We start from the raw sequence: 24,028 nt of genomic DNA, 5'->3' as shown, positions 1-24,028 counted from the left end.
CGATGGCAGCCGCATTGGCGCTGGTCGTGGCGACGGCGCCGTCGGCGCGCGCACGGGCGCCTGCCGACTGGAGCCTCTCGGTGACCCCGGCGGCCGTGACTGCCGCCCCGGCCGCCAAGAAGACGCCCGCGAAGTCCGCCCGGAAGCCCGCCGCCTGGGAAGTGCGCGGCGCCGCCTCGTGCGCCTTCATCTACAACGACAACGTCCTGGGCGCCGGCACCGATGATATCGACGCATTCGAGAGCGGCAGTTATCCCTTCAAGTTCGTGCACCAGTCGACGGATGACCTGGTCATCGCCCCGGGTCTCGACCTCGAGGTGCGGCGCGACCTCATCGCGCTGGGCCAGACGCGCCTGCGCCTGCGCGTCAAGCGCTGGATGTACGCCAACAACCCGATCAAGACGAACACGGACTTCGACTTCTTCGCCCGGCAGTACATCGGCAAGCGCCAGAGCCTGGAGCTGTACCTGCACGCGGCGCCGGAACAGTACATCCGCCAGCTCACCGACCGCTCGCCGCTGGTCGACCCCGAGACGCCCTTGGAATGGCGTGAATTCCGGTTCCAGCGCAACATCTGGAACCTTGCCTGGCGCCAGTCGGTTTCCCGTAGTTTGGCCGCGACGCTCGTCTTCGAGCGCAACTACCGCTACTACAACCGCGAGTTCATGGAGAACGACATCGAGGCCTGGGAGCTGCGCGGCAGCCTTGCCTGGACCGTCAGCCCCGTGTTCAGCCTGAGCGGCGACTACAGCTACGAGGATGGCAACGGCCGCGGCCTGGACGAGGTGGGCGAGACCATCGAGGACTCCGACGACAGCGATCCTTCCTACGAACGCGACCTCTACCGCCTGGGTGTCGACATCGAGTGGCCGCCCATCGCGAAGGTGGTCGAGAGCGTCGGCCTGTCGTTCCTGTTCATGGACTACTACTACACGACACAGCGTTCGCTGGTGGACGATCCCTACCACCTCGGTCGCCGTGACCTGAACTACAAGGTGACCATCGAGCTTCAGCGCAAGCTGAGCAAGGACCTGACGGCGCGCCTTTCGACGCGACGTTCGTGGCGGAACGTCGAGTCGCCCTGGGAGGGCGACCTGGCGACAGACAAGGCATTCGTCCAGTTGCAGACCTGGGTCGACCTGACCTACCGATTCTGAGGAGTACCCATGCACGCGCGTCCCACATTCCGGCGTTGTCTACCCGTCCTGGCGTCCGGGCTCTGCCTGCTGGCCGCCGGTTGCGCCAAGCAGGATCTCTACGAGACGCCGGGCGCCCCGTACAGCGTCGTCGGGCGCGTGCCGCTGCCCAGCCAGAACGAGGACGTCGACACCATCGGGCGGCTGGCCTTCGTGGCCGGCGGGCAGGCGGGCCTGCACGCCATCGACTTCACCGACCCGGCGCATCCGGTGCTTCTGCAGACGATCAACACGGTCAAGTACAGCGAAAGCGTGGGCGTGGTCCGCACGTTCAGCGAGGGCCAGGTGCGCGACATCGCGCTGGTCGTGGAGGGCACCGAGGGCGTCACGACCTACGACGTGACCGACCCGACGGCGATGACCTCGTTCAACAGCAGCACCACGGCTGTGTTCGGCAATCGCGTGTTCATCGACCAGCCGGAAGATCCCGCCCAACCGTTCATCGCCTACCTGGCCGAGAGCTGGAAGGGCGTCCGCGTCTTCCGCTCGTTGCCGGCGCAGCCGGGCATCCTGGCCTACGACGGCGTGTTCTCGGGCACCAACGGCTATGCCGAGGGGCGTGGTCGTGCGCGACGGCTGGTGCTATGTGGCGGACAACGAGATGGGCCTGGCGGTCATCGACGCCCGCATCCTCGCCCTGGGCACGATGCAGGTCGTCTCCTGGACCGACAGCCCGGGCGAAGCCCTGGATATCGAGATCGACGGCGACTACGCCTTCGTGGCCGACGGCCCGCACGGCCTGGCCGTCTTCGCCATCGACGGCGGGGCGGCGCCCGTACACGTGGGCCAGGTCGCGCTGGAAGGCACCTGCCGCGCCATCGCCGTCCAGGACGGCCTGGCGGTACTCGCCGCGCAGGGTTCCGGCCTGCACTTCGTGGACATCAGCAACCCGCGCGCCCCGGTGTTCCTGGGCCGCATCGTCACGAGCTACGCGATGGACATCTGTTTCTCTAACGAGGGCATGCTGCTGGCCGTCGATCGCGACGAGGGCATGCTCGTGCTCATTTCGGGTCGGGTCTTCCATGACGTGACAACGCCGAACCCTTTGGCGCCGGCGCCGTGCGGTTGTCCTGGCGCGACACCGGTGACGACCGCTGGGAAGGCCGCGCAGCCAGCGCCGAAGTGCGCCATGCCGCCGCCGCGATCACCGACGAAGCTGGCTGGCTGGCGGCCACGCCGGTCGCGGGCGTGCCGGTGCCGGGCGAGCCGGGCGACGCCGCCTCGCTCGTGGTGGAGAACCTGGCTGCGGGTACGGCCCTGCATTTCGCAGTGCGTGTGCGCGACGAGGCTGGGAACCTCTCTTCGCTGTCGAACGACGTCTCGGCACAGCCGGGCGAGGGCATCCTGCTTCAGGACCCGCAACTGGACCGGCAGGCGGGCACCGGTGCGACCCTGTTCACCTGGACGGTCACCTATATCTTCGATGAAGCGCCGACCGTGCACGAAGTGGTCATCGACGGCGTCGCGCATGCCATGACCGCCGTCACGGGCAAGGCCGTCGCCACGCAGTACCGCTACCAGGCGCTGATGCCCGCCGGCGAGCACGAATGGTTCTTCCGCTTCGCAGTCGCCGATCCGGAAGTGCCGGTCGCGCAGACGCAGCCGGCCGTCGGCCCTGTGGTGGGGCGCCGGGTGTTCACGATGGGCAGCCCGGTCACCGAGACCGGCCGGAGTACCGACGAGTGGCAGCACACGGTCGTGCTCAGCGACAGTGTCGTCTGCCGCACGTTCGAGGTCAGCCAGGACGAGTACGCGGCGCGCGGCCTCGGGGCACCATCGCATTTCGCCGGCGCGGACCTGCCGGTCGAGACCATCGGCTGGATGCAGGCCGTGGCCTGGTGCAATGCGCAGTCGACGACCGACGGGCTGACCCCTGCCTATACCGTGAACGGCAGCAACGTGACCTGGAACCGCGAGGCGAACGGCTGGCGCCTGCCCACCGAGGCGGAGTGGGAGATGCTGGCCCGCGCCGGCACCACGACCGCGTTCGTGGCCGGCGACCTGACCGAGCGCGTGTGCAACGTCGACCCGGCCCTGGTGCCGGCGGCCTGGTACTGCGGCAGCTTCGCTGTCGGCGAGACGCACGGCACGCGCGCGGTCGGCCTGAAGCAGGCCGACCCCCGCGGAGCCTTCGACTTGGCCGGCAACGTGGCCGAATGGTGCTGGGACTGGTACGGCGACTACCGCGTGCTGGACGCCGACGGCGACGGCGTGGTCCTGGACCCCGCCGGGCCGGCCACCGGCACGCAGCGCGTGGTGCGCGGCGGCAGCTGGTACGGCGGCAGCGAGGATTGCCGCGGCGCAGCCCGCTCTTCACGCTATCCCGAATCGGCCGACGACACGGTGGGCCTGCGCGCGGTGCGCACGGTGTTCACCGATTGACCTGTCCACCGATTGATCAGGGTTGAACCGACCGGGCCGCGCGCAGAGCCGCAGCCCCAGGATGGACCGATGGCGACGAAGGACCGCTTCACCTACATCGACGCCTTCCGCGGCCTGATCGGCGTGATGATGGCGCTCGGGCACAGCAACTACTACTTCAACTCGGCCTGGCTGAGCCTGGACCCGATCGACCCGTTCTTCGACAACACGCCGCAGTTCCTGCTGCGCTACATGGGCTACCTGTGCGCGCCGGGCTTCCTCATGATGAACGGCGCCATGTGCTACTACGTGTTCCACCGGCGCCGGAAGTCGGGCGAAAGCAGCCGCGCCGTGCACTGGGGTTTCGTGCAGCGCGGGCTGTTCCTGGTCGCCATCCAGGCTGTCTGGGTCAACGCTTCGTGGAGCGGCTTCGACCGGCTGCGGCTGGATCACCTGGGCATCATCGCCACGATCGGCCTGTCAATGATCCTGGTGTCGTTCATGGCAGCCTGGCGCTGGCAATTGCGGGCGGCGCTGGTGGCCGTCCTCTTCCTGGTGCACCCTTTCCTGCTGCGCATTCCCTACGACCTGAAGGGTGCCGCACACTACCCGATGGAACTGCTGATCGCCAGCGGTGACTTCACCAAGTACCCGCTGCTGCCCTGGTTCGCCCTGGCCCTGCTGGGCAGCGTGATGGCGCATTTCTGGTTCGATGTCTGGCATGACCCCGACCAGCGTGCACGTCGCTCGGTGACCATCGGCCTGGCCCTCGTGGCGGCCGCCTATGCGGTGCGGCTGGGGCAGGGCTTCGGCAACATCTTCGCCTGGAACACCTTCTTCTCGTACTCCTTCTTCCTGGACCAGAAGTATCCGCCCAGTCTGACACACCAGCTGTGGCTGTCGGGCACCGTAATCGGACTGGTGGGGGTCTTCAGCTGGGTCGACGCTCGCGTCCGGCTGTTGAGGCCGCTCGCGTACGTGGGTCGCGTGCCGCTCTTTTTCTACTGCGTGCACATTCCCCTGCTGGCCATCGTCGCGCGGCGCTTTGGGCTGTTCTACCACGAGAGCGCCGTGCTGGGCTCGCTCATCGGCTGGGTCGCTTTGCTGGCGGTGATGGCCCCGTTGGTGGTATGGTTCGGGCGCGTGAAGCGAAAGAACCAGTCGTGGTTCATCCGGATGATCTAGCCTTTTCGATTTCGATTCCGGGACTGGCGAGGCGCCCGTCGGGGCGCCTCCCGTCCGTTTAGCCGCAAGGAGCCGCCATGCGCAAGTTCGTGTTCGTCCTGTTGCTGACCACCGCAGTAATCCCCGCCCACGCCGACACCGGCCCGCTGCGCCAGGAAGTCGGTAACCGCATCAGCGAGAACCTGCCGGCGATCCCGGACGAGCTGGTGGAAAGCCTGCGCCAGTACCAGAACACGCGCGGGGCCACGTTCCAGGGCTGGCTGCGCGACGGCAGCCTGCTCATCAGCACCCGCTTCGGCGATACGGCGCAGGTGCATCGCGTGAGTCGGCCGCTGGGCATGCGCGAGCAGCTGACGTTCTACCGTGAACCGGTGCGCGGAATGGAGGTCCGACCGGGCGATGCAGGCGAGGGATTCGTCTTCAGCAAGGACACCGGCGGCGACGAGTTCTTCCAGTTGCACTACTACGACCTGGGCAGCCGCCAGTCGCGCCGTCTGACCGACGGCAGCTCCCGCAACGAGGGCGCCCTCTGGTCGGAAGACGGCCGGCAGCTCGCCTACAGCAGCACGCAACGCAACGGCGAAGACACCGACATCTGGGTGCAGGCCCTGGACGGTGAGCCGAGGCTGGTGGTGCAGGAGGGCGGCGCCTGGAATGCGCTGGACTTCTCGCCCGACGGCCGGAATCTGCTGGTGATGCGGTTCGTGTCCATCGAGGACGCCCGCCCCGGCGAAGTGGACCTGGAATCCGGCAAACTGACCATGTTCCCTGTGGACGGGGGCCAGGCTGCGTTCGGGGATTTCCAATTCGCCCGCAACGGGAAGGGCGTGTTCTTTGTTTCCGACGAGAACGCCGAATTCCTGCACCTGCGTCACCACGACCCGGCCACGGGCCGCGGCTCGGTCATCACGAAGGACATTCCCTGGGACGTTTCGGGTTTCACGCAGAGTCACGACGGCAATTTGTTGGCGTTCGTCACGAACGAGGATGGACGCTCGGTCCTGCGCGTCGTGGACACCGACGCCTACCGACCGCTGGCCCTGCCGCAGTTGCCCGTCGGCGTGGTCGGCGGGCTGGAGTTCTCGCCCGACGGCAAGCGGCTGGCGCTGAGCATCAATGTCGCGACCTCGCCCTCGGACGTATACGTGATCGACCTGGAGTCGGGCAGCCTGGTGCGCTGGACGCAGAGCGAGGTCGGCGGGCTGGACACGTCCACCTTCATCGAGCCCACCCTGGTCCGCTTCGAGAGCTTTGACGGCCGCAGCATTCCCGCCTTCTACTACCATCCCGCCGGCCTGAAGCCGGGGGAAAAGGCGCCGGTGCTGATCAACATCCACGGCGGCCCCGAATCGCAGGCGCAGCCGACATTCAACCCGTCGATCCAGTACCTGCTGCGCGAGTTGAAGGTCGCCGTGCTCGTGCCGAACGTGCGCGGCTCGTCGGGCTACGGCAAGTCGTACCTGAAGCTGGACAACGGCTTCCTGCGCAAGGATTCGGTGAAGGACATCGGGGCGCTGCTCGACTGGATCGCGAAGCAGCCCGGCCTGGACGCCGGCCGGGTCGGGGTGACCGGCGGCAGCTACGGCGGCTACATGGTGCTGGCGAGCATGGTCGACTACAACGAGCGCATCCGCGCCGGCATCGATGTGGTGGGCATCTCGAACTTCACGACCTTCCTGACCAACACCGAGGACTACCGGCGCGACCTGCGCCGCGTCGAGTACGGTGACGAGCGCGACCCGGCCATGCGTGCGTTCCACGAGGAGATCGCGCCGCTGAACAACGCCAGGAGCATTACCCGGCCGCTGTTCGTGGCGCAGGGCTACAACGACCCGCGCGTGCCGTACACGGAGGCCGAGCAGATCGTGAAGGCCGTACGCGGCAACGGGGGCGAGGTGTGGTACCTGATGTTCAAGGACGAGGGCCACGGATTCGCCAAGAAGCCGAATGCAGACTATTTCGGCGCCGCCCAGGTCCTGTTCTGGCGCAAGCACCTGTTGGGGGAGTGAGTTGTGTCGCTGAAATTGTGTCCGGCCGCGTCAGGCAATGGCGCGGCCGGTTCTCTTTCCGGACTCTAGAACGCGTATTTCAGCTCATGCACCCTCTGCCTCTCCAACACCCGTGTCCGCACCCGCCGCCCGTAGTACTCCAGCCACCGCCCCGGCAGAGTGATCCGACTCGCGAACAACCGACTCTCAAGCAATTCCGCAATCTCCAGCCGATCCATCCGCATCCCTCGCACCTGGGCCGGCGTCGGACTGCCCCGCACCTTCTCCTTCCGACCCTTCATGTAGTTGCGCCACACCAGGAACACCGCGAGCCGCTCGGCGCTCGCCTGTCGCCGCTTCGACCACGCGATCGTTTCCCGCTTGTGATTTGCACTGCTGTGCCGCAAGAGCATGTCCGCAAGGTTCACCGGGAAGAGCCGATTGCGCGCATCTCGCCGCTCCTTGCTCGACGTCACCAGGTGCGTCACTTCGCACGGCAACTGCCGTATCGCCCTGGGATACGCCTGGTGCTCGTCGCTCAGCACCGTCAAGTGCTTCTGCCCACCGGCGACAACCTCTAGCAGGTGCGTCACATCCTTCAACACCGCCTTGGGATCAGGCCGCCCGTATTGCTGCTCAGGCGCTCGCGCTGCGCTCTGGGCGTCGGTCATGGGCCGGAACGGCGCACCTCGCTATCGGTGAAGTAGACGATGAGATCGGATCCGGGCTCGATGGCCGGATGGTGGTGGAACGCCAGAACTGGGGGTGCTCGAACGACACGAAGCCGTCGATGGCGACGATGGAAGCCGGCTTTGCGCTCTGCATCTGCTGCGTGTGGTACAGCAGACAGTGCCGGCCGAGCCGCGCCAGCTGGCGGTCGATGGTGGAGGGTGCACCCCGCAGTTCGCGGGCGATCTGGCGATTGGCCATGCAGCCGACGGTTTTCATGACGAGTTGGCCCAGGACGTCAGGTCTCTTTTGCCAGTAGGAAGTGGCGAACGTCTGGGTGCTGAACGAGCGGCGGCAGCACAGGCAGAGGAACCTGGGGATACGCTTTCTCTGACAGTGACTCCAGTGGTAGCCAATGCGCTTGAAGCGCCAGCGTTTGTGCAACCCACTGTGGAAATGGCAGTTGGGGTTGGGGCAGTGAGGTGGGGCGAAGGATCTGGCGTTGGTGCTCATGTCCGGCCCGGGGCATCATCTGGGCCGGGCACAATCTCGGCGGCACAACCCGGGGGGCGCAGTTCAGGGCCGCGCCACCTCTGCCAGCGCCAGCATCGCCGCCGCAACCTGGTCGTCTGAGAGGTAGGGCGCCGGGCCGAAACGCAGTGTCGTGCCGCGGCAATCGGTGAGCACGCCGCGTTCCTTCAGGCCCGCGCACAACCGCCCGGCGTCGGGCGCGATGAGGGTCAGGAAGCCGCCGCGCTCCTCCAGGCGCACGCCCTCTTCCAGGCGCACCACGCCGGGGTCCAGGTCCAGTCCATCGAAGGTGCGGATGAGCAGCCCCACCTGGTGCTGCGAGACCTCACGCAGGAATGCGGGCGTGAGTCCCTGGTCGCGGAAGAACTCCATCACGGCAGCGCCCCGGTAGGCCGAAGTCGGGTCGAAGGTGGATCCGGCGAAGCGGGCCGGGCCCTTGCCGTACCGGATCCCACCCGGCACCCGGGCCTCGGCCAGTTCGGCGAATTCGCTGAACCATCCGGTCACGACCGGGCGCAGCCCGCACCCGGGCGGCGTGCGCAGGAAGCAGTTGCCTTCGCCGAGCTGGAGATACTTGTAGCCGCCCCCGACCACGAAGGCGCCACCGAGCCCCAGGGGCTTCAGGGGAAAGGGGATGGCGCCCAGGGCATGGTAGGCGTCGACCAGCAGCGCGGCGCCGTGATGCGCGCAGGCGGCGGCCAGGCGGCCCAGGCCCGGCACGATGACGCCGCGCTCGAAGAACACGGCCGAGACCAGCACGGCCGCCGTGCGGTCGTCCACCTGCGATGCCAGGCTTTCCGCCGCGGCTGCGGCAGGGTACCCCGGAACCTTCACCACTTCGACCAGGCGTTCCTCGCCGAGTCGGTCCAGCTGGCGCCGGATCGTGTGGAACTCGGCGTCGGTCGTGACGAGCCGTGGTCGCTCACGCAGGGGCAGGGCCGACAGGAAGCGCACCACCAGTTCGTGCGTGTTGGCCGCAAGGGTGATGTCGCCGTCGTCATCCGCCAGCAGGGCCGCGTAGCCGCGTTGCACCCGCTGCACGCGATCGAAGGCGTGTTCCCACTTGTCGTCCACGTACCGGGCTGCATCGAGCCAGGCTTCCTGTTGGGCGGCAAACCCCGCGTCCGGCCAGGCCTGGTGCGAGTGCCCGGTCAGCAGCAGGCGCCCGGCGACGTTGAACGACGTGTAATGCGGGGCCAGCGCATTGGGGGAGCAGCGGAGCTCGGCCAGGGAGCGGGTCATGGGCGGGGCCTCCGTTGGGCGTCTGCGGGCGGCGGCGGGAGCAGGCCCAGAATAGGGCACGCATCGCCGTCGCAGGAACAAGTATGTGCCCGGGACTGCCGCCAGGTTTGACGCAGGGCATCCGGTCGTGGCACGATACGCGGTGCAACCCCACGCTGCGGAACCGGGCGGCTCCTACGGAACGGGCGAGACGACATGAAACTGGGATTCGTCGGACTGGGCATCATGGGGCGGCCCATGGCGCTGAACCTGGTGCGGGGCGGTCACGCGCTGACCGTCTGGAACCGCACCCCTGCCGCCTGCGAGCCGCTGCGCGCGGCCGGGGCTGCAGTCGCCGCAACGCCCGCCGCAGTGGCCTCCGCCAGCGACATCACGTTCGCGATGCTGGCCGATCCCGCGGCGGCCCTGGCGGTGGCCTGCGGCCCCGCCGGCATCTGCGAGGGACTGGCCGCAGGCAGCGGCTATGTGGACATGTCCACCGTGGATGCGGCAACCAGCACCCGTATCGCGGCGGCTGTGGCCGCCTGCGGCGCACGGTTCCTGGAGGCGCCGGTCTCGGGCTCGCGCCAGCCGGCCGAGCAGGGAGCGCTGGTGATCCTGGCCGCGGGCGATGCCTCCCTGTACGACGATGTCGCGCCCTCGCTCGACCTGCTCGGCAGGAAGCGCCTGTTCCTCGGCGAGGTCGGCAACGGAGCCCGCCTCAAGCTTGTCGTGAACATGGTGATGGGCGGCATGATGGGAGCATTCTGCGAGGGGCTGGTGCTGGCGCGCGCCGCGGGGCTGGAGCCGAACGTGCTGCTCGAGGTGCTCGACGCCGGTGCCGTCGCCAACCCGATGTTCCGCGGCAAGGGTCCGCGCATGCTGGCGCAGGATTTCGGCGTGGCCTTCCCGTTGAAGCACATGAGCAAGGACCTGGGCCTGGCGTGCGGAGCTGGCGCGGGGATCGGGCGTGGACCCGGTGATTGCCGCTGCCGTCGCTGCCACCTACGGCCGCGCGCTGGCCGCCGGCGACGGTAACCTCGATTTCAGCGCCCTGCTGAAAACGGTGGCCGGCGAGGGCGCCGGCCACTGATCTGCACAAAATGTGCGCGCGATCTTGCCTAGGGCGTGAGCACGCCCGCGATCGCCGCCGTCATCCACGACGCCAGCGCGCCGCCGATCATCGCCTTCAGCCCCATCCGGGCCACGTCGGCGCGCCGCGACGGCGCCAGGGTGCCGATGCCGCCGATCTGGATCGCGATCGAGCTGAAGTTCGCGAACCCGCACAGCGCGTAGGTCGCGATGACGATGCTCCGCGGCGACATCGTGCCGGCTGCCTTGACGTCGGCCAGCTGGATGTAGGCCAGGAACTCGTTCACCGAGATCTTGGTGCCGAGCAGGGCGCCGAACGAGGTGGCCTCGGACCAGGGCACGCCCATCACCCAGGCGAACGGCGAGAACGCCCAGCCGAGGATGGCCCCCAGTGAGGTGTGCGCGAAGCCCAGCCCGTAGTTGACCATCGCCACCAGCGAGATGAAGGCCAGCAGCATCGCGCCCACGTTGGCGGCCAGCTTCAGGCCCACGCTGGCGCCGCCGGCCGCGGCATCCAGGACGTTGGCGTATTCCTTGGGGATCTGGAGCGTCACCGCGCCCTGTGTGGGCGATACTTCCCGTTCGGGCAGGATGATCTTGGCGACCACCAGCGCCGCGGGCGCCGACATCACGCTGGCGGCAAGCAGGTGGCCGGCGTCGATGCCGAACCTCACATAGGCCGCCATGACGCCGCCGGCCACGGTGGCGAAGCCGCCCACCATCACGGCCATGATCTCGCTGTTGGTCATCGTGGGCAGGTAGGGGCGGATCACGAACGGCGCCTCGGTCTGGCCCACGAAGATGTTCGCCGAGCAGGACAGCGTCTCGCTGCCGCTTGTTCCCATCGTTTTCTGCATGATGCGCGCGATGCCGGAGATCAGCTTCTGCATGACCCCGAGGTGGTAGAGCACGGCCATCAGCGACGAGAAGAAGATGATCGTCGGCAACACGTGCATGATGAAGACGGTGCCGATCGAAGTCAGCTGTCCGGTGACCGAGTTGGTCACCTGCCAGTAGCCGCCCTCGGGCCCAGGTTGGCCACCAGTTCGGGGCTGCTCCGGTAAAGGCCGCCCCAGAGAAACGAGGCGCCGGCGTCGGTGAAGCCGAGGATGCGGGTGATGAAGTCGCGGGCGAACCCGAAGACAACGTCGCCCCACGGCGTCCGCAGCAGGAGCAGCGCCAGGCTGAACTGCAGTCCCAATCCCCAGGCGGCCACGCGCCAGGGAAAGCGGCGGCGATCGGAACTGATCAGCCAGGCCATCAGCATCAGGACGAAGATGCCGAAGAAGGAGATGACGTTCTGCATGGTACCTGCGGCCTTTCCGGTTGCGGCGCGCGGTGGGTGACGCCCGCCGGCAGGGGATTATCGCCCGCCGGCGGGGCGCGGTCCACCCGGAATCCGCGGCCGGCCTGCGCTCCCGGCGCCCCCGGCGATAGACCCTTGCGTCCCGGGCCGCCGTCGCGCATCCTGCCGCGCGCCCGCCACGGGCGATACAGGCCGCCGCCGCCCCCCGACCATGCAACACGGGGAGTCCCCGCGTGAACGCGACCCATATCCAGGCCATTGCCGTCGAGCTGAATGTCCCCGCGCGCCAGGTGCTGGCGACCGCCGAACTCCTGGACGACGGCGCCACCGTCCCGTTCATCAGCCGCTACCGCAAGGAGGCGACGGGCGGCCTGGACGAGGTGGCGGTGACCGCCGTCCGCGACCGGCTCGAGCAGATGGCCGAACTGGACAAGCGGCGCGAGGCCATCATCAAGTCGCTCGACGAGCGCAGCCTGATGACCGACGACCTGCGGCGCGGCATCAACGCGGCGGCCACGCTGGCCGCCCTCGAGGATCTCTACCTGCCGTACCGCCCCAAGCGGCGCACCCGGGCCACCATTGCGCGCGAACGCGGCCTCGAGCCGCTGGCGCAGTGGCTGCTGGAGGCGGCGGCGGGCGCGACGGCCGGCCCGACAGCGGCCGAGGTGGTCGCCCGCGCCCAGGCACATGTCGACCCGGAGAAGGAGGTGCCCGGCCCCGACGAGGCCCTGGCCGGCGCCCGCGACATCATCGCCGAATCGGTGAGCGAGAACGCCGAGGTGCGGGCCGAGCTGCGCGCCCTCTACCTGGACCAGGGCCAGGTGATCTCGCGCGTGGCGCGCGGCATGGAGCAGGAAGGTGCGAAGTTCCGCGACTACTTCGACTGGCAGGAGCCGGTGCGCACGGCGCCCGGGCACCGCGTGCTGGCCATGCGCCGGGGAGAGCGCGAGAAGTTCCTGCACATGGAGATCGCCGTGCCCGAGGAGCGCGCGCTGGTGATCGCCGCGCGGCCGTTCATCGCGACGAAGGGGCCCGCGGGCGCCGGGGCCTGCGCCGACCAGGTGCGACAGGCGGTGCAGGACGGCTGGCGCCGCCTGCTGTCGGTGGCCATGGAGACCGAGGTGCGCATGGAGATGCGCAAGCGCGCCGACGAGGAGGCCATCGGCGTCTTCGCGCGCAACCTGCGCGAACTGCTCCTGGCCTCGCCGCTGGGGCCGCGGCGCGTGCTGGCCCTGGACCCGGGCTTCCGCACCGGGTGCAAGCTGGTGGTGCTGGACGAGCAGGGCGTGCTCAAGCACAACACCGCCGTGTACCCGCACACGGGGGGGCGAGCCGCCGACGAGGCCGGGCACATCGTCAAGGAGCTCATCACGCGCTTCAAGGTCGAGGCAGTGGCGATCGGCAACGGCACCCACGGGCGCGAGACCGAGGCCTTCGTGCGCGGCCTGGGGCTCCCGTCAAGCGTGATGCTGGTGATGGTGAACGAATCGGGCGCCTCCATCTACTCGGCCAGCGACGTGGCGCGCGCCGAGTTCCCCGACCACGACGTGACCGTGCGCGGCGCCGTGTCCATCGGCCGGCGCCTGATGGATCCCCTGGCCGAGCTCGTGAAGATCGACCCCAAGAGCATCGGCGTGGGGCAGTACCAGCACGACGTCGACCAGAAGGCGCTCAAGCGCAGCCTGGACGACACGGTGATGAGCTGCGTGAACGCCGTGGGCGTGGACGTGAATACGGCCAGCCCGCAGCTCCTGGCCTACGTCTCGGGCCTCGGGCCGCAGCTCGCGTCGGCGGTGGTGGCGCATCGCGACGTGGAGGGCGCCTTCCGCAACCGGAAGCAGTTGCTGAAGGTGGCGCGGCTCGGGCCGAAGGCCTTCGAGCAGGCGGCCGGCTTCCTGCGCATCCGCGGCGGCGACCAGCCTCTCGACGCCAGCGCGGTGCACCCCGAGAGCTATCCCGTGGTCGAGCGCATCGCCGCCGACCTGGGGCGGCCCGTGGCGGCCCTCGTGGGCGACGACCGGGCCCTGGCCGGCGTCGACCTGAAGAAGTACGCCACCGAGGAGATCGGCCTGCCCACCCTGCGCGACATCGCTGCCGAGCTGGCCAAGCCCGGCCGCGACCCGCGCGAGCAGTTCGAGGCCTTCAGCTTCGCGCCCGGCGTGGAGAAGCCGTCCGACCTGTCGCCCGGCCAGGTGATCCCGGGCATCGTGACCAACGTGACCAACTTCGGGGCCTTCATCGACGTGGGCGTCCACCAGGACGGGCTGGCGCACATCAGCCAGCTGGCCGACCGTTTCGTCCGCGACCCCAACGAGGTGGTCAAGGTCGGCCAGAAGGTCATGGCGCGGGTGACTGCGGTCGACCTCGAGCGGGGGCGCATTTCGCTTTCGCTGCGCAGTTCGTCGGATTAGTGCCGGGCCGGCGCCCGGTCAGCCTGTTTCAGGCGGTTTCCGGCGCCCGGCAAACCGGCTGATCCGACAAATTGACAGTCACCCGCGTGGCTGGTACTTTACGCGCATGCAAGCGCCAGAACACAAGCCGTTGCCCCCGGTGATCATCGGGGTGGCCGGGGGATCCGGCTCGGGCAAGACCACCGTGGCCTACAAGGTCCGGGAGGCCTGCCCGGGCAAGACCATCCAGATCGTCCATCATGATTCCTACTATTGGGACAATTCGGCGCTGCCGATGGCCGAGCGCGCCAAGATCAACTACGACCATCCCGACGCCTTCGAGACTTCCCTGCTGGTCGAGCACCTGCACGAACTGCAGGCCGGACGGGCCGTGCAGATCCCGCGCTACGACTACAGCATCCACAGCCGCCTGCAGGAGACCGCTGCCTGCGAACCGGCGGACATCGTTTTCGTCGAGGGCATTCTCGTGCTCGAGTCGCGCGAGCTGCGCGAGCTGATGGACATCCGCCTGTACGTGGATGTCGACGCCGACGAGCGCGTGCTGCGCCGCCTGCTGCGTGACACGCGCGAGCGCGGCCGCACCATGGAATCGGTCGTCGAGCAGTACTTGAACGTGGTGCGTCCGATGCACCTGCAGTTCACGGCGCCGAGCAAGCGCTATGCGCATATCATCATTCCCGAAGGCGGGCACAACAACGTGGCGATCGACCTCATCGCCACGAAGATCCGCAACATCATCCGTGAACGCGACCGGTTGCGCGCCCTCGACCGCGAGGTGCGGCAGGCCCGGGAGCTGACACGGCCGGCCGAATAGCGCGGACCGGCCCGGTCCGCGAGTCCACGACCACGCGCAGGTCGCTCCGGCGGCCCGCGGCAGACCGGAGGCGCGGCGTGACGTTCGACGACCAGGAATACCTCAGGCGCTACCCGTTCATCGAGCGCGTGCTCATCTCGTCCGACGAGATCCAGAAGCGCGTGCGGCAGCTGGGGAACGAGATCAGCGGGGTCTACCAGGGCTCGCAGCCCATCTTTGTCTGCATCCTCAAGGGCGCCTACCCGTTCCTGGCTGACCTCACGCGTTGCGTGTCGGTCGACCATGAGGTCGACTTCATGGCCGTCTCCAGCTACGGCGGCACCACGCAGAGCACGGGCGTGGTGAAGATCGAGAAGGACCTCAAGGCGAACATCACCGACCGCGACATCATCCTGGTCGAGGACATCATCGACACCGGGCTGACCATCGCCCACCTGATCGAGCTGCTGCAGACGCGCAGTCCGCGCAGCATCCGGGTGGCTGCGCTGCTCGACAAGAAGGCGGCCCGCAAGAAGGAAGTGCCGCTGCACTACGTCGGGTTCGAGATTCCCAAGGAATTCGTCATCGGCTACGGGCTGGACTACGACGAGAAGTACCGCAACCTGCCGTTCATCGGCGTCATGAAGGCCTGAGCCCCGGGAGATCGTCATGTCCGCGCAGACCCCGACCAACGGCGAGAAGTTCCGCGAGGCGCTGACCTTCGACGATGTCCTGCTCGTGCCCGGCTACAGCGAGGTCACGCCGAAGGACATCGACACTTCCACCGCCATCACGAAGACGATCCGCCTGCACATCCCGTTCCTCTCGGCGGCGATGGATACCGTCACCGAGGCCGACATGGCGATCGCGGTGGCGCGCGAGGGCGGCCTCGGCGTGATCCACAAGAACCTGGACCCGCGCTCGCAGGCGGCCGAGGTCGAGCGCGTGAAGCGCTCCGAGTCGGGCATGATCACCAATCCGATCACGCTCGAACCCGACAAGACCATCGACGAGGCCCAGGAGATGATGCGGCGGTTCCGCATCAGCGGCGTGCCCATCACCGAAGGTCCCAAGCTCGTCGGCATCCTGACGAATCGCGACCTGCGCTTCGTGAAGGACACGCGCATCAAGGTGCGCGACGTCATGACCAGCCGGAACCTGGTGACGGTGCCCGAGGGCACGACGCTGGAGGAAGCCGCCGAGATCCTCCACAAGCACCGCATCGAGAAGCTGCTGGTGGTCAACGGGGCGGGCGAGTTGCGCGGCCTCATCACGGTCAAGGACATCCAGAAGAAGCTGGACTACCCGCGCGCCTGCAAGGATGCCGACGGGCGCCTGCGGGTCGCCGCCGCGGTGGGCGTGGGCGCCGAGACCATGCTCAGGGCCGAGCTGCTGGTGGCCGCCGGCGTGGACATGCTCGTCGTCGACACCGCGCACGGGCACAGCCGCAACGTCCTGGACACGGTGTCCGCGGTCAAGCGCAAGTACCCGGAGATGCAGGTCCTGGCCGGCAACATCGCCACCGGCGCCGCTGCCGCTGCGCTCATCGATGCCGGTGCCGACGCCGTCAAGGTGGGCATCGGGCCCGGCTCCATCTGCACCACGCGCGTGGTGGCCGGCGTGGGCGTGCCGCAGGTCACGGCCATCATGGACGTGGCGCAGGTCACGCGCCCGCGCGGCATCCAGCTCGTGGCTGACGGCGGCTTGCGTTACAGCGGCGACGTGGCCAAGGCCATCGCCGTGGGCGCCGACGCCGTCATGGCCGGCTCGCTGCTGGCGGGCACCGACGAGTCGCCCGGGGAGAAGATCCTGTTCGAGGGCCGTGTCTACAAGAGCTACCGGGGGATGGGCTCGCTGGCGGCCATGCAGCAGGGCAGCAAGGATCGTTATTTCCAGGGCGAGATCACCGAGACCGACAAGCTGGTGCCCGAGGGCATCGAGGGCCGGGTGCCCTACAAGGGGCGGGCCGGCGACGTGATCTACCAGATGATCGGCGGGCTCCGCTCCGGGATGGGCTATTGCGGCTGCCGCACGATCGACGAGTTTCATGACAATGCCACCCTGGTCCGCGTCACCTCGGCCGGCGTGCGCGAAAGCCATCCGCACGACGTGCTCATCACCAAGGAAGCGCCGAATTACGGCAAGCGTTCCTGACCGGCGCGCAGGCGCGCCGGCGCGCCGACCCGCCGTGAATAGCTGCCGTGCCCGCCGGGTACCCTTCCGGCCCGCACCGGCCGCCGGCCCGGTCGGCAACCTTTTCCCGCACCGAACGTAGCAGTAGATCGACCCACACCCAGGAGGATCTGGACCGTGAAATTCCGCCAATTGTCCGCCATCGTGCTTGCCGCGACGACTCTCATGCTCGCAGCCGGCGCGTTCGCCATGGATCTCGAAGAGCTCGTCGGCAAGTCGATTGAAGCCCAGGGCGGCGCCGCGGCGCTGAAGGCCATCCAGAGCCAGAAGGTGACCGGCAAGATCCTCACCCAGGGCATGGAGATGCCCATCACGATCGTTTCGGCTCGCCCGAACTCGATGCGCGTCGAGGTCACGGTCATGGGCATGAGCATCGTGCAGGCGTTCGACGGCACCAAGGGCTGGTCGATCAACCCGATGACGGGTTCGCAGGACCCGCAGCCGATGGGCGAAATGGAGACCAAGTCCGTACGCCTGCAGGCCGACATGGACGGCCCGCTCCAGAACTGGGAAGCCCGGGGCTGGGTCGGCACCTACATCGGCCAGGAGGACGTGGAGGGCACCGCCACGCATCGCCTGAGCATCGACACCAAGCAGGATGTCGTCATCGACATCTGGTTCGACGCCGAGTCGTACCTGCCCATCAAGCAGAGCACGAAGATGAAGGTCGACCAGACGGAAGTCGAGACGCAGGCCTACCCCAGCGACTACCGGACCCAGGACGGCGTCACCGTGGCGTTCGCCCTCGAGACGCGCCAGGGCGACCAGGTCATGATGAACATGGTCTTCGACACCGTCGAATTCGGCGTGGCCGTGGATCCGTCGGTGTTCGCGATGCCTGCTGCTGCGGCCGCGGCGCCTGCGCCCGGCTCCGGCAACTGAAGTTCCTGCGCCTGACGGCACAACAGAGTGCATCACGACCCCCGGTGGGACGGCCTGCCGGGGGCGCGCATAAGGGGGATCGGCATGAAGGTCAGGTTGTGTATCTGCGCCCTCACGGTGTTGCTGGCGCTGCCGGCGATGCCCGCGGCGGGTTTCGCCGCCGAGACACCGGCGGCGGCGACCATTGAGGGGGGCATCCCCATCGGTCCCCATGTCTTCGGGGCCTTGCGGGCGCGCAACCTCGGCCCGGCGGTCATGAGCGGCCGCATCACCTGCCTGGACGCGGTGGTCACCGATCCGCGCTTCATGTGGGTGGGCAGTGCCGGCGGCGGTATCTGGAAGAGCCGCGACGGCGGCGTCAGCTTCGAGGCCGTGTTCGATGACCATCCGCAGTCGATCGGTGCGCTGGCCATCGACCAGGCCCGGCCCGACACGGTGTGGGCCGGAACCGGCGAATCGTGGGTGCGCAACAGCGTCGGCGTCGGTGACGGCGTGTACCGCACCGTCGACGGCGGCGAGAAGTGGCAGAACCTGGGCCTGAAGGGCAGCGAGCGCATCGCCGAGATCCTGATGCATCCGGCCGATCCGGCCGTGGTCTATGTGGCCGCCATGGGGCCGCTGTGGGGCCCGGGCGAGGAGCGCGGACTGTTCCGCACGCGCGACGGCGGCACCACCTGGCAGAAGATCCTCTACGTCGACGACACCACCGGCTGCGTCGACATCGCGCTGGATCCCGCCGATCCGTCCGTGATCTATGCGGCGATGTGGCAGTTCCGGCGTTCGCCCGACTTCTTCACCTCGGGCGGGCCGGGCAGCGGACTCTACAAGAGCACCGACGCGGGCGAGACCTGGCGGCGCCTGGACCAGGGCCTGCCGACCGGCGAACTGGGCCGCATCGCGATCGCGGTCATGCCTTCGGCTCCGTCCACGGTCTACGCCGTGGTCGAGGCCGAACGTACGGCCTTCTTCCGCTCGGAGGACCGCGGCGAGTCCTGGACCCGGACCACGGACAACCGCGCCGTGGGCGGCCGTCCGTTCTACTTCAGCCTGTTGATCCCCGATCCTCTCGACGCCAAGCGCGTCTACAAGGCCGGGACCAACATGCTCGTGACCAGCGACAGCGGCGTCACCTTCCGCGGCGTCGGCGGCTGGGTGCATTCCGACATCCACGCGCTGTGGATCAATCCGGCGAATCCGAAGCACATGATCGTCGGCACCGACGGCGGCGTGTACATCTCGCACAACCAGGGCTCGGGCTGGATCCACGTGACCAACCTGCCCGTCTCGCAGTTCTACCATGTGGCGGTCGACGACCAGCGGCCGTTCAACGTCTACGGCGGCCTGCAGGACAACGGCTCCTGGGTGGGGCCGTCGCGCTCGCCGAGCGGCATCGAGAACTCGGACTGGGAGAACCTCGGCGGCGGCGACGGATTTGCCGTGGTGCCGGACCGCGGCGATCCCGGGCTCGTCTACTGGGAGTGGCAGGGCGGCAACATGCAGCGGCTGGACCGCCGCACCGGCGACAGCAAGGACATCAAGCCGCAGCCGGGCCCGGGCGATCCCGAATTCCGTTTCAACTGGAACACGCCCATCGTCACCAGTCCCGGCGACGGCAAGCGCCTGTACACCGGGTCGCAGTTCCTGCACCGGTCCACCGATCGCGGCGACACGTGGCGGCGGCTCTCCGGCGACCTGACGACGAACGACCCGGCGCTGCTTCGCCAGGAGCAGTCGGGCGGACTGACCGTCGACAACACGACGGCCGAGAACCACTGCACCATCTTCTCGATCAGTGAGTCGCCTCGCGACCGCAAGGTGATCTGGGTGGGCACCGACGACGGCAACCTGCAGGTCACGGCCGACGAGGGCGCCAGGTGGTCAAACGTCGCGGCGAACCTGCCGGGCGTGCCCAAGGGCACCTGGGTCAGTTGCGTCGAGGCCTCCCTGCATGATCGGCGTGCGGCCTTCGTCACCGCCGACGGCCATCGCCGCGGCGACCTGGAGCCGTATGTGCTGGCCTCCGACGACCTGGGCGCCACCTGGCGGACACTGGCCACGCCGGACGTGACCGGCCACGCGCATGTCATCCGCCAGGATCCCGTGAATCCGGACCTGCTCTACCTGGGCACGGAGAACGGCCTGTTCATCACGCTCGACCGCGGCCGCCACTGGGCGCGCTTCAGCGAGGAGTTCCCGGCCGTGCCGGTCTACGACCTGGTCGTACACCAGCGCGACGGTGCGCTCGTCATCGCCACGCACGGGCGCGGCATCTGGGTCATCGACGACCTGACGCCGTTGCGCCACCTGACCGCCGCCGCCCTCGAGGCGCCCGTGACGCTGCTGCCCTCGAGCCCGGCCGTGCTGCGCATCCCGCAGGGCAAGCAGCAGTTCCCCGGCGACACCTACTACGTCGCGGGGAACCCCGAGTCCGACGCGCGCATCGTCTACTACCTGGCCAAGCGGCATATGGTCGGCCCCATGAAGATCGAGATCCTGGCCGCCGACGGCTCGGTGCTCAAGACGCTGCCCGCCGGCACGCGGAAGGGCCTGAACCTGGTGACCTGGTCGCCGAGGCTCAAGCCGCCGAAGGTGGCGCCGTCGCCGGTCATGGACCCGGCGATCGCGTTCGCGGCGGCGTTCGGTCCCGCGGCGCCCGAGGGCCCCTACCGTTACCGCCTGGTCAAGGGCAGCGAGGTATTCGAGGGCAGCGTCGGCGTCGGCTACGATCCCGACTATCCGCATGCCCCGGCGGCCCGGGCGGCCCAACAGCGCGCCGTGCGCTCGCTGTACGACATGCTGGCCCGCATGGCCTACGTCTGCGATGCGGTGAAGGAGACCCGCCAGGCGATCGAAGCGCGCGCGGGCGATGCGAAGGCGGACTCGCTGCTGCAGGCCGACCTGCGCGCGCTGGCCGGCGAACTGGAGGTCCTGCAGGAGCGGATCATGGTCGAGGAAGAGGTGCAGGGCATCAGCGGCCGCAAGGCGCTGCGCGAGAAGGTGGTCGGAGTCTACGCGAGTGTGGCGGGCTTCGGTGGCCCGCCGACGAAGGCCCAGACGGATCGCCAGGCCGCCTTGACGGCCGATCTCGACCGCGCGAATACCGACTTCGCGGCGCTCACTGGCGAACGGCTGGAGTTGCTCAACGTACGGCTGAAGGCGTCGGGGCTCGAGCCGATCACGGTGCTCACGGCCGAGGAGCATGCGAAGCGGGATTAGCTGGTCCGACGGGCCCCGCGGGCGTGCTCAGGAAGCGGGCGCGCCCGCGGCGCGTTCGAGGACGCGCGCCAGGTCCTCGCGGGCCAGCGGCTTCGTCAGGTAGTCGTCCATGCCGGCGGCAAGGCAGCGCTCGCGGTCGCCGGACAGGGCGTTGGCGGTCAGGGCGATGACCGGGACGGCGTTGTGCGGCGCGGCCAGGCTGCGGATCGCCTGCGTGGCCGCGAAGCCGTCCATGCCGGGCATCTGGCAATCCATGAGGATGAGGTCGAATCCGCCGCCGCGCACGGCGGCCAGGGCGGCCTCGCCGTCGCTGACCAGGCGGCAGGTACAGCCGAGCGCCTCGAGGGTCCGGCCGATGACCTTCTGGTTGAAGAGGTTGTCCTCGGCGACGAGCACGTGGAGCTTCCCGGCGAGCGGCGCCGCCTGCACCTGATGCGCTCGCGCACCGGCTACGGACGGCGCCGCGAGGCCCAACGCCCGTGCGCAGGCTTCGCGGAGGGCTGGCGCCCGCAGCGGCTTGCGGACGTGCTCGGACGGTCCGCTCAGGCCGCCCGCGGTCCGCGCGGTGGGGTGGGCGCCGCCGAGCACGATGATCCCCGCCGTCGGCCACTGCCGGATCAGCGGCCAGTCCGCAGAGCCGGCATCGACGATCACGAGCGCGGGAGTGCGCTCGACGTCACTGGTGCCCGCGCTCTCCGGCCGCAGCCATTGCGTCGCCGCTCCGCACGGCGCCAGCGCGGCGTCGACGGCCTCGAACGTCGCCGCGTGACCGGTGACCACGACAACCTGTTGCCTGAGCACCGGCAGGGCCGGCGCCGTGATGTCGCCGCGCTCCCTCAGCGGCACGGCCACGGTGAACCTGCTGCCCACACCCTCGACGCTTGCGGCCGTCACGCTGCCGCCCATGGCCGCGCAGATGCGGCGCACGATCGCCAGTCCGAGACCGGTCCCGCCGAAGCGGCGCGTCGTCGAACTGTCGGCCTGGCGGAACGGCTCGAAGATCCCCTGCAGGGCGTCCGGGCTCATGCCCAGGCCGGTGTCGGAGACTTCCACTTCGAGTCCCGTGCCGCTTGCCAGCGTGTCCGCACCACGACTTCGCCGCGGGTCGTGAACTTCACGGCATTGCTCACCAGGTTGAGCAGAACCTGCCGCAGGCGCGCAGGGTCACCTTCCAGCCAGGCCGGCAGCGACGATTCCGAAACATGGACAAGCTCGAGACCCTTGGCGGCCGCAGCGGCGCTCATCATCTCGAGGGCTTCATCCACGGTTGCCCGCGGATCCAGCGGCACCTGCTCCAGGTCCAGCTTCCCGGCTTCCATCTTCGAGAAATCCAGGATGTCGCTGATCAGGCCCGTCAGCTGGTTTCCCGACAGGCGGATCGTCTCCGCATAGTCGCGCTGGTCTGCATCCAGCTGCGTGTCGAGCAGGAGGTCGACCATGCCGATCACGCCGTTCATGGGGGTGCGGATCTCGTGGCTCAATGTCGCCAGGAATTCGCTCTTGGCCAGCGTGGCCTGTTCAGCGACAGCCCGGGCTTCACTGAGTTCCTCTGTGCGGCGCTGGAGCGCGGCGTAGGCGGTGACCGTGGCCCAGTATTCACGGTGGACCTGTCGTGATGTGGCCGTGCAGAAGCCGAGGAAGACCACGAACATGAAGGCGATGCCGACGCCGGCAGCATTGAAGTCGGCCAGGCAGACCAGGGCGGGAGGCAACGTGATCACCGCATTGAACACGAGTGCCATCCGTCCTGCCGGCGCCAGGCCCGTGGCCCCGGCCACGGCGAAAGCCGAGGTGGCAAAGGTTGCCAGGAGGAACTGGCTGCTCAGGACCCCCTGCAGCGCCATGTCCGCCGAAAAGAGGCCCCAGGCGCCGCCTCTTGCCACTGCCGCCAGGCAATAGAGGCGATGCCACCGCTGCGGGTCTTCCTGCCCGCGACCGACCCTGCTGATCAGCACGAGGCGCCACGCACCGGGTACGATGATCCCCGCGCCGAGCAGCCAGTACAGGCTGTCGGCGGCCGGGAACTGCCCGGTGGAAAGGCTGATCACGAGCCACGCCGTCACGTACAGCGGTGGCGCGATCAGTCCCCGGGAGGCCAGGTGACGGTTGACGTCGATGTGGCGCCGCAGGTCAGGGCAGGTACCCGACAGACCCTTCCGGTTCGGGGGTTGACCCCGGTGGGTTTCTGGATTGAGGCAAAGGTATTCTTTAGGATTGGCAGCCCGGGGCGGCCGGGTCGAGCTCGAGCCAGGCCGCCAGAGCCTCGTAGACGGCGCCGTACTCGCGCCGGAGCTCGGCGGGGAACTCGAAGAACAGCTCCACCGCCGTGGCGAAGAACTCGGTCGGGCTCTCGGCGGCGTCCTCGTCAAACAGCACTTCGCGGCGCCGCTTCAGCCGGCGCGTATGCTCCTCGAACGCGGCCTGGAAGGCCAGCGGCCAGCGGGCGGCCAGGGCCCCGTCCCGCAGCACGGGGGTGCCGTCGGCCTCGCCTGTCTGGTCGTCGAGCTGGTGGGCGAACTCGTGGAGGACGACGTTGTAGCCGTCGCGCCGCTGCGACTCGCGGCGCACGTCATCCCAGGCGAGCACCACGGCGCCGTGGCCCCAGCTCTCGCCCGAGAGCTCGTCCTCGTCCAGGTGGACCAGGCCGTCGTCATCGGGACGTTCGTGGGCGACGGTGAAGGCGGTAGGGTAGATCACGATGGAGTGCAGGCCGGGGAAGTAGTCCGCCCCGGCCCGCAACTGCAGCAGCGCGGCTTGGCCGGCGATGGCCAGGCGCATGTCCTCGGTCACTTCCAGCCCGCCGGCGCCCTCGAAGCGCTTCTCGGCGAGCAGCACCTGCACCACGCCCTCATGGCGCTCCCGCAGCGGCGACGGCAGCCTGGCCGTCAACGGGGCCAGTGCGTGCATGCGCGCACGCTGCGCGTCCGGCAGCGGCGTCTCCAGCAGCGCGCGACGGCGCTTGCCGCGACCCCAGCCGAACATCA

General features: G+C 68.8%; 17 protein-coding genes and 2 pseudogenes. 11 read left to right on the top strand and 8 right to left on the bottom strand.

Features of this window, described 5'->3' with window-relative positions; genetic code table 11:
* Positions 1 to 2: 2 nt before the first annotated feature.
* Positions 3 to 1,157, top strand: coding sequence for a hypothetical protein (locus tag IPG61_17830; GenBank protein ID MBK6735892.1), 1,155 nt, complete (start codon positions 3 to 5; stop codon positions 1,155 to 1,157).
* Positions 1,158 to 1,255: 98 nt separating this feature from the next.
* On the opposite strand, the gene IPG61_17825 is transcribed toward IPG61_17830, so the two are convergent.
* Complete coding sequence (locus IPG61_17825) at positions 1,256 to 1,513, bottom strand: hypothetical protein (GenBank protein ID MBK6735891.1); 258 nt, start codon at positions 1,511 to 1,513, stop codon at positions 1,256 to 1,258.
* Positions 1,514 to 1,743: 230 nt separating this feature from the next.
* Between IPG61_17825 and IPG61_17820 the strand changes: the two genes are divergently transcribed.
* From IPG61_17820 to IPG61_17810, 3 genes are all read left to right on the top strand, one after another.
* Positions 1,744 to 2,673, top strand: a complete 930-nt coding sequence (locus tag IPG61_17820) for a hypothetical protein (GenBank protein MBK6735890.1) — start codon at positions 1,744 to 1,746, stop codon at positions 2,671 to 2,673.
* A gap of 974 nt (positions 2,674 to 3,647) precedes the next feature.
* Positions 3,648 to 4,742 (top strand): DUF1624 domain-containing protein, encoded by a 1,095-nt coding sequence (locus tag IPG61_17815; GenBank protein ID MBK6735889.1) that lies wholly within the window; start codon positions 3,648 to 3,650, stop codon positions 4,740 to 4,742.
* 77 nt (positions 4,743 to 4,819) lie between these two features.
* A complete protein-coding gene (locus IPG61_17810; GenBank protein MBK6735888.1) occupies positions 4,820 to 6,751 on the top strand; it encodes a S9 family peptidase in 1,932 nt (643 codons plus the stop codon).
* A 65-nt stretch (positions 6,752 to 6,816) separates the two neighbouring features.
* Here IPG61_17810 and IPG61_17805 read toward each other — a convergent pair whose 3' ends face one another.
* The 3 genes from IPG61_17805 to IPG61_17795 all read right to left on the bottom strand — a co-directional run bounded on the left by IPG61_17805 (position 6,817) and on the right by IPG61_17795 (position 9,172).
* The gene (locus IPG61_17805; GenBank protein MBK6735887.1) at positions 6,817 to 7,401 is read right to left on the bottom strand and encodes a hypothetical protein; all 585 of its coding nucleotides are present in this window, start codon (positions 7,399 to 7,401) and stop codon (positions 6,817 to 6,819) included.
* Positions 7,367 to 7,678, bottom strand: coding sequence for a hypothetical protein (locus tag IPG61_17800; protein MBK6735886.1), 312 nt, complete (start codon positions 7,676 to 7,678; stop codon positions 7,367 to 7,369). The genes IPG61_17805 and IPG61_17800 overlap by 35 nt, the downstream gene beginning before the upstream one ends.
* Before the next feature lie 297 nt (positions 7,679 to 7,975).
* Entirely contained in the window at positions 7,976 to 9,172 is a 1,197-nt protein-coding gene (locus IPG61_17795) for an aminotransferase class V-fold PLP-dependent enzyme (GenBank protein MBK6735885.1), read from the bottom strand.
* A 195-nt stretch (positions 9,173 to 9,367) separates the two neighbouring features.
* Between IPG61_17795 and IPG61_17790 the strand changes: the two are divergent.
* Positions 9,368 to 10,244: pseudogene (locus IPG61_17790) on the top strand (NAD(P)-dependent oxidoreductase).
* Positions 10,245 to 10,272: 28 nt separating this feature from the next.
* Here IPG61_17790 and IPG61_17785 read toward each other — a convergent pair.
* Positions 10,273 to 11,549, bottom strand: a pseudogene (locus tag IPG61_17785) (NupC/NupG family nucleoside CNT transporter).
* Positions 11,550 to 11,782: 233 nt separating this feature from the next.
* Here IPG61_17785 and IPG61_17780 point away from each other — a divergent pair.
* From IPG61_17780 to IPG61_17755, 6 genes are all read left to right on the top strand, one after another.
* Positions 11,783 to 13,960, top strand: a complete 2,178-nt coding sequence (locus IPG61_17780; GenBank protein MBK6735884.1) for an RNA-binding transcriptional accessory protein — start codon at positions 11,783 to 11,785, stop codon at positions 13,958 to 13,960.
* A 106-nt stretch (positions 13,961 to 14,066) separates the two neighbouring features.
* Positions 14,067 to 14,774, top strand: a complete 708-nt coding sequence (gene udk, locus IPG61_17775) for a uridine kinase (protein ID MBK6735883.1) — start codon at positions 14,067 to 14,069, stop codon at positions 14,772 to 14,774.
* 119 nt (positions 14,775 to 14,893) lie between these two features.
* On the top strand, positions 14,894 to 15,406 hold the full coding sequence (gene hpt / locus IPG61_17770; protein MBK6735882.1) for a hypoxanthine phosphoribosyltransferase: 513 nt from the start codon (positions 14,894 to 14,896) through the stop codon (positions 15,404 to 15,406).
* Between the two features lie 16 nt (positions 15,407 to 15,422).
* The gene (gene guaB, locus IPG61_17765) at positions 15,423 to 16,907 is read left to right on the top strand and encodes an IMP dehydrogenase (GenBank protein ID MBK6735881.1); all 1,485 of its coding nucleotides are present in this window, start codon (positions 15,423 to 15,425) and stop codon (positions 16,905 to 16,907) included.
* 156 nt (positions 16,908 to 17,063) lie between these two features.
* Positions 17,064 to 17,828, top strand: a complete 765-nt coding sequence (locus IPG61_17760) for a hypothetical protein (GenBank protein MBK6735880.1) — start codon at positions 17,064 to 17,066, stop codon at positions 17,826 to 17,828.
* Between the two features lie 84 nt (positions 17,829 to 17,912).
* On the top strand, positions 17,913 to 21,044 hold the full coding sequence (locus IPG61_17755; protein ID MBK6735879.1) for a glycosyl hydrolase: 3,132 nt from the start codon (positions 17,913 to 17,915) through the stop codon (positions 21,042 to 21,044).
* 27 nt (positions 21,045 to 21,071) lie between these two features.
* On the opposite strand, the gene IPG61_17750 is transcribed toward IPG61_17755, so the two are convergent.
* The 3 genes from IPG61_17750 to IPG61_17740 all read right to left on the bottom strand — a co-directional run bounded on the left by IPG61_17750 (position 21,072) and on the right by IPG61_17740 (position 24,026).
* Positions 21,072 to 21,950, bottom strand: coding sequence for a response regulator (locus tag IPG61_17750; protein ID MBK6735878.1), 879 nt, complete (start codon positions 21,948 to 21,950; stop codon positions 21,072 to 21,074).
* Between the two features lie 116 nt (positions 21,951 to 22,066).
* Positions 22,067 to 23,092, bottom strand: coding sequence for a hypothetical protein (locus IPG61_17745; protein ID MBK6735877.1), 1,026 nt, complete (start codon positions 23,090 to 23,092; stop codon positions 22,067 to 22,069).
* Positions 23,093 to 23,252: 160 nt separating this feature from the next.
* The gene (locus IPG61_17740; protein MBK6735876.1) at positions 23,253 to 24,026 is read right to left on the bottom strand and encodes a zinc-dependent peptidase; all 774 of its coding nucleotides are present in this window, start codon (positions 24,024 to 24,026) and stop codon (positions 23,253 to 23,255) included.
* Positions 24,027 to 24,028: the final 2 nt, after the last annotated feature.

Source organism: bacterium (assembly GCA_016703265.1).
GTDB lineage: Bacteria > Krumholzibacteriota > Krumholzibacteriia > LZORAL124-64-63 > LZORAL124-64-63 > CAINDZ01.
The sequence above is the reverse complement of the archived record's forward strand: the minus strand, read 5'-3'. Positions and strand labels throughout refer to the sequence as shown.

Excerpts from the sequence above, each read along its gene's own strand:
- IPG61_17830 (MBK6735892.1), top strand. The coding sequence starts at position 3 with ATGGCAGCCGCATTGGCGCTGGTCGTGGCGACGGCGCCGTCGGCGCGC.
- IPG61_17820 (MBK6735890.1), top strand. The coding sequence starts at position 1,744 with ATGCCGAGGGGCGTGGTCGTGCGCGACGGCTGGTGCTATGTGGCGGAC.
- IPG61_17815 (MBK6735889.1), top strand. The coding sequence starts at position 3,648 with ATGGCGACGAAGGACCGCTTCACCTACATCGACGCCTTCCGCGGCCTG.
- IPG61_17810 (MBK6735888.1), top strand. The coding sequence starts at position 4,820 with ATGCGCAAGTTCGTGTTCGTCCTGTTGCTGACCACCGCAGTAATCCCC.
- IPG61_17805 (MBK6735887.1), bottom strand. The coding sequence starts at position 7,401 with ATGACCGACGCCCAGAGCGCAGCGCGAGCGCCTGAGCAGCAATACGGG.
- IPG61_17800 (MBK6735886.1), bottom strand. The coding sequence starts at position 7,678 with ATGAAAACCGTCGGCTGCATGGCCAATCGCCAGATCGCCCGCGAACTG.
- IPG61_17795 (MBK6735885.1), bottom strand. The coding sequence starts at position 9,172 with ATGACCCGCTCCCTGGCCGAGCTCCGCTGCTCCCCCAATGCGCTGGCC.
- udk (MBK6735883.1), top strand. The coding sequence starts at position 14,067 with ATGCAAGCGCCAGAACACAAGCCGTTGCCCCCGGTGATCATCGGGGTG.
- guaB (MBK6735881.1), top strand. The coding sequence starts at position 15,423 with ATGTCCGCGCAGACCCCGACCAACGGCGAGAAGTTCCGCGAGGCGCTG.
- IPG61_17755 (MBK6735879.1), top strand. The coding sequence starts at position 17,913 with ATGAAGGTCAGGTTGTGTATCTGCGCCCTCACGGTGTTGCTGGCGCTG.
- IPG61_17750 (MBK6735878.1), bottom strand. The coding sequence starts at position 21,950 with ATGGGCGGCAGCGTGACGGCCGCAAGCGTCGAGGGTGTGGGCAGCAGG.
- IPG61_17740 (MBK6735876.1), bottom strand. The coding sequence starts at position 24,026 with ATGTTCGGCTGGGGTCGCGGCAAGCGCCGTCGCGCGCTGCTGGAGACG.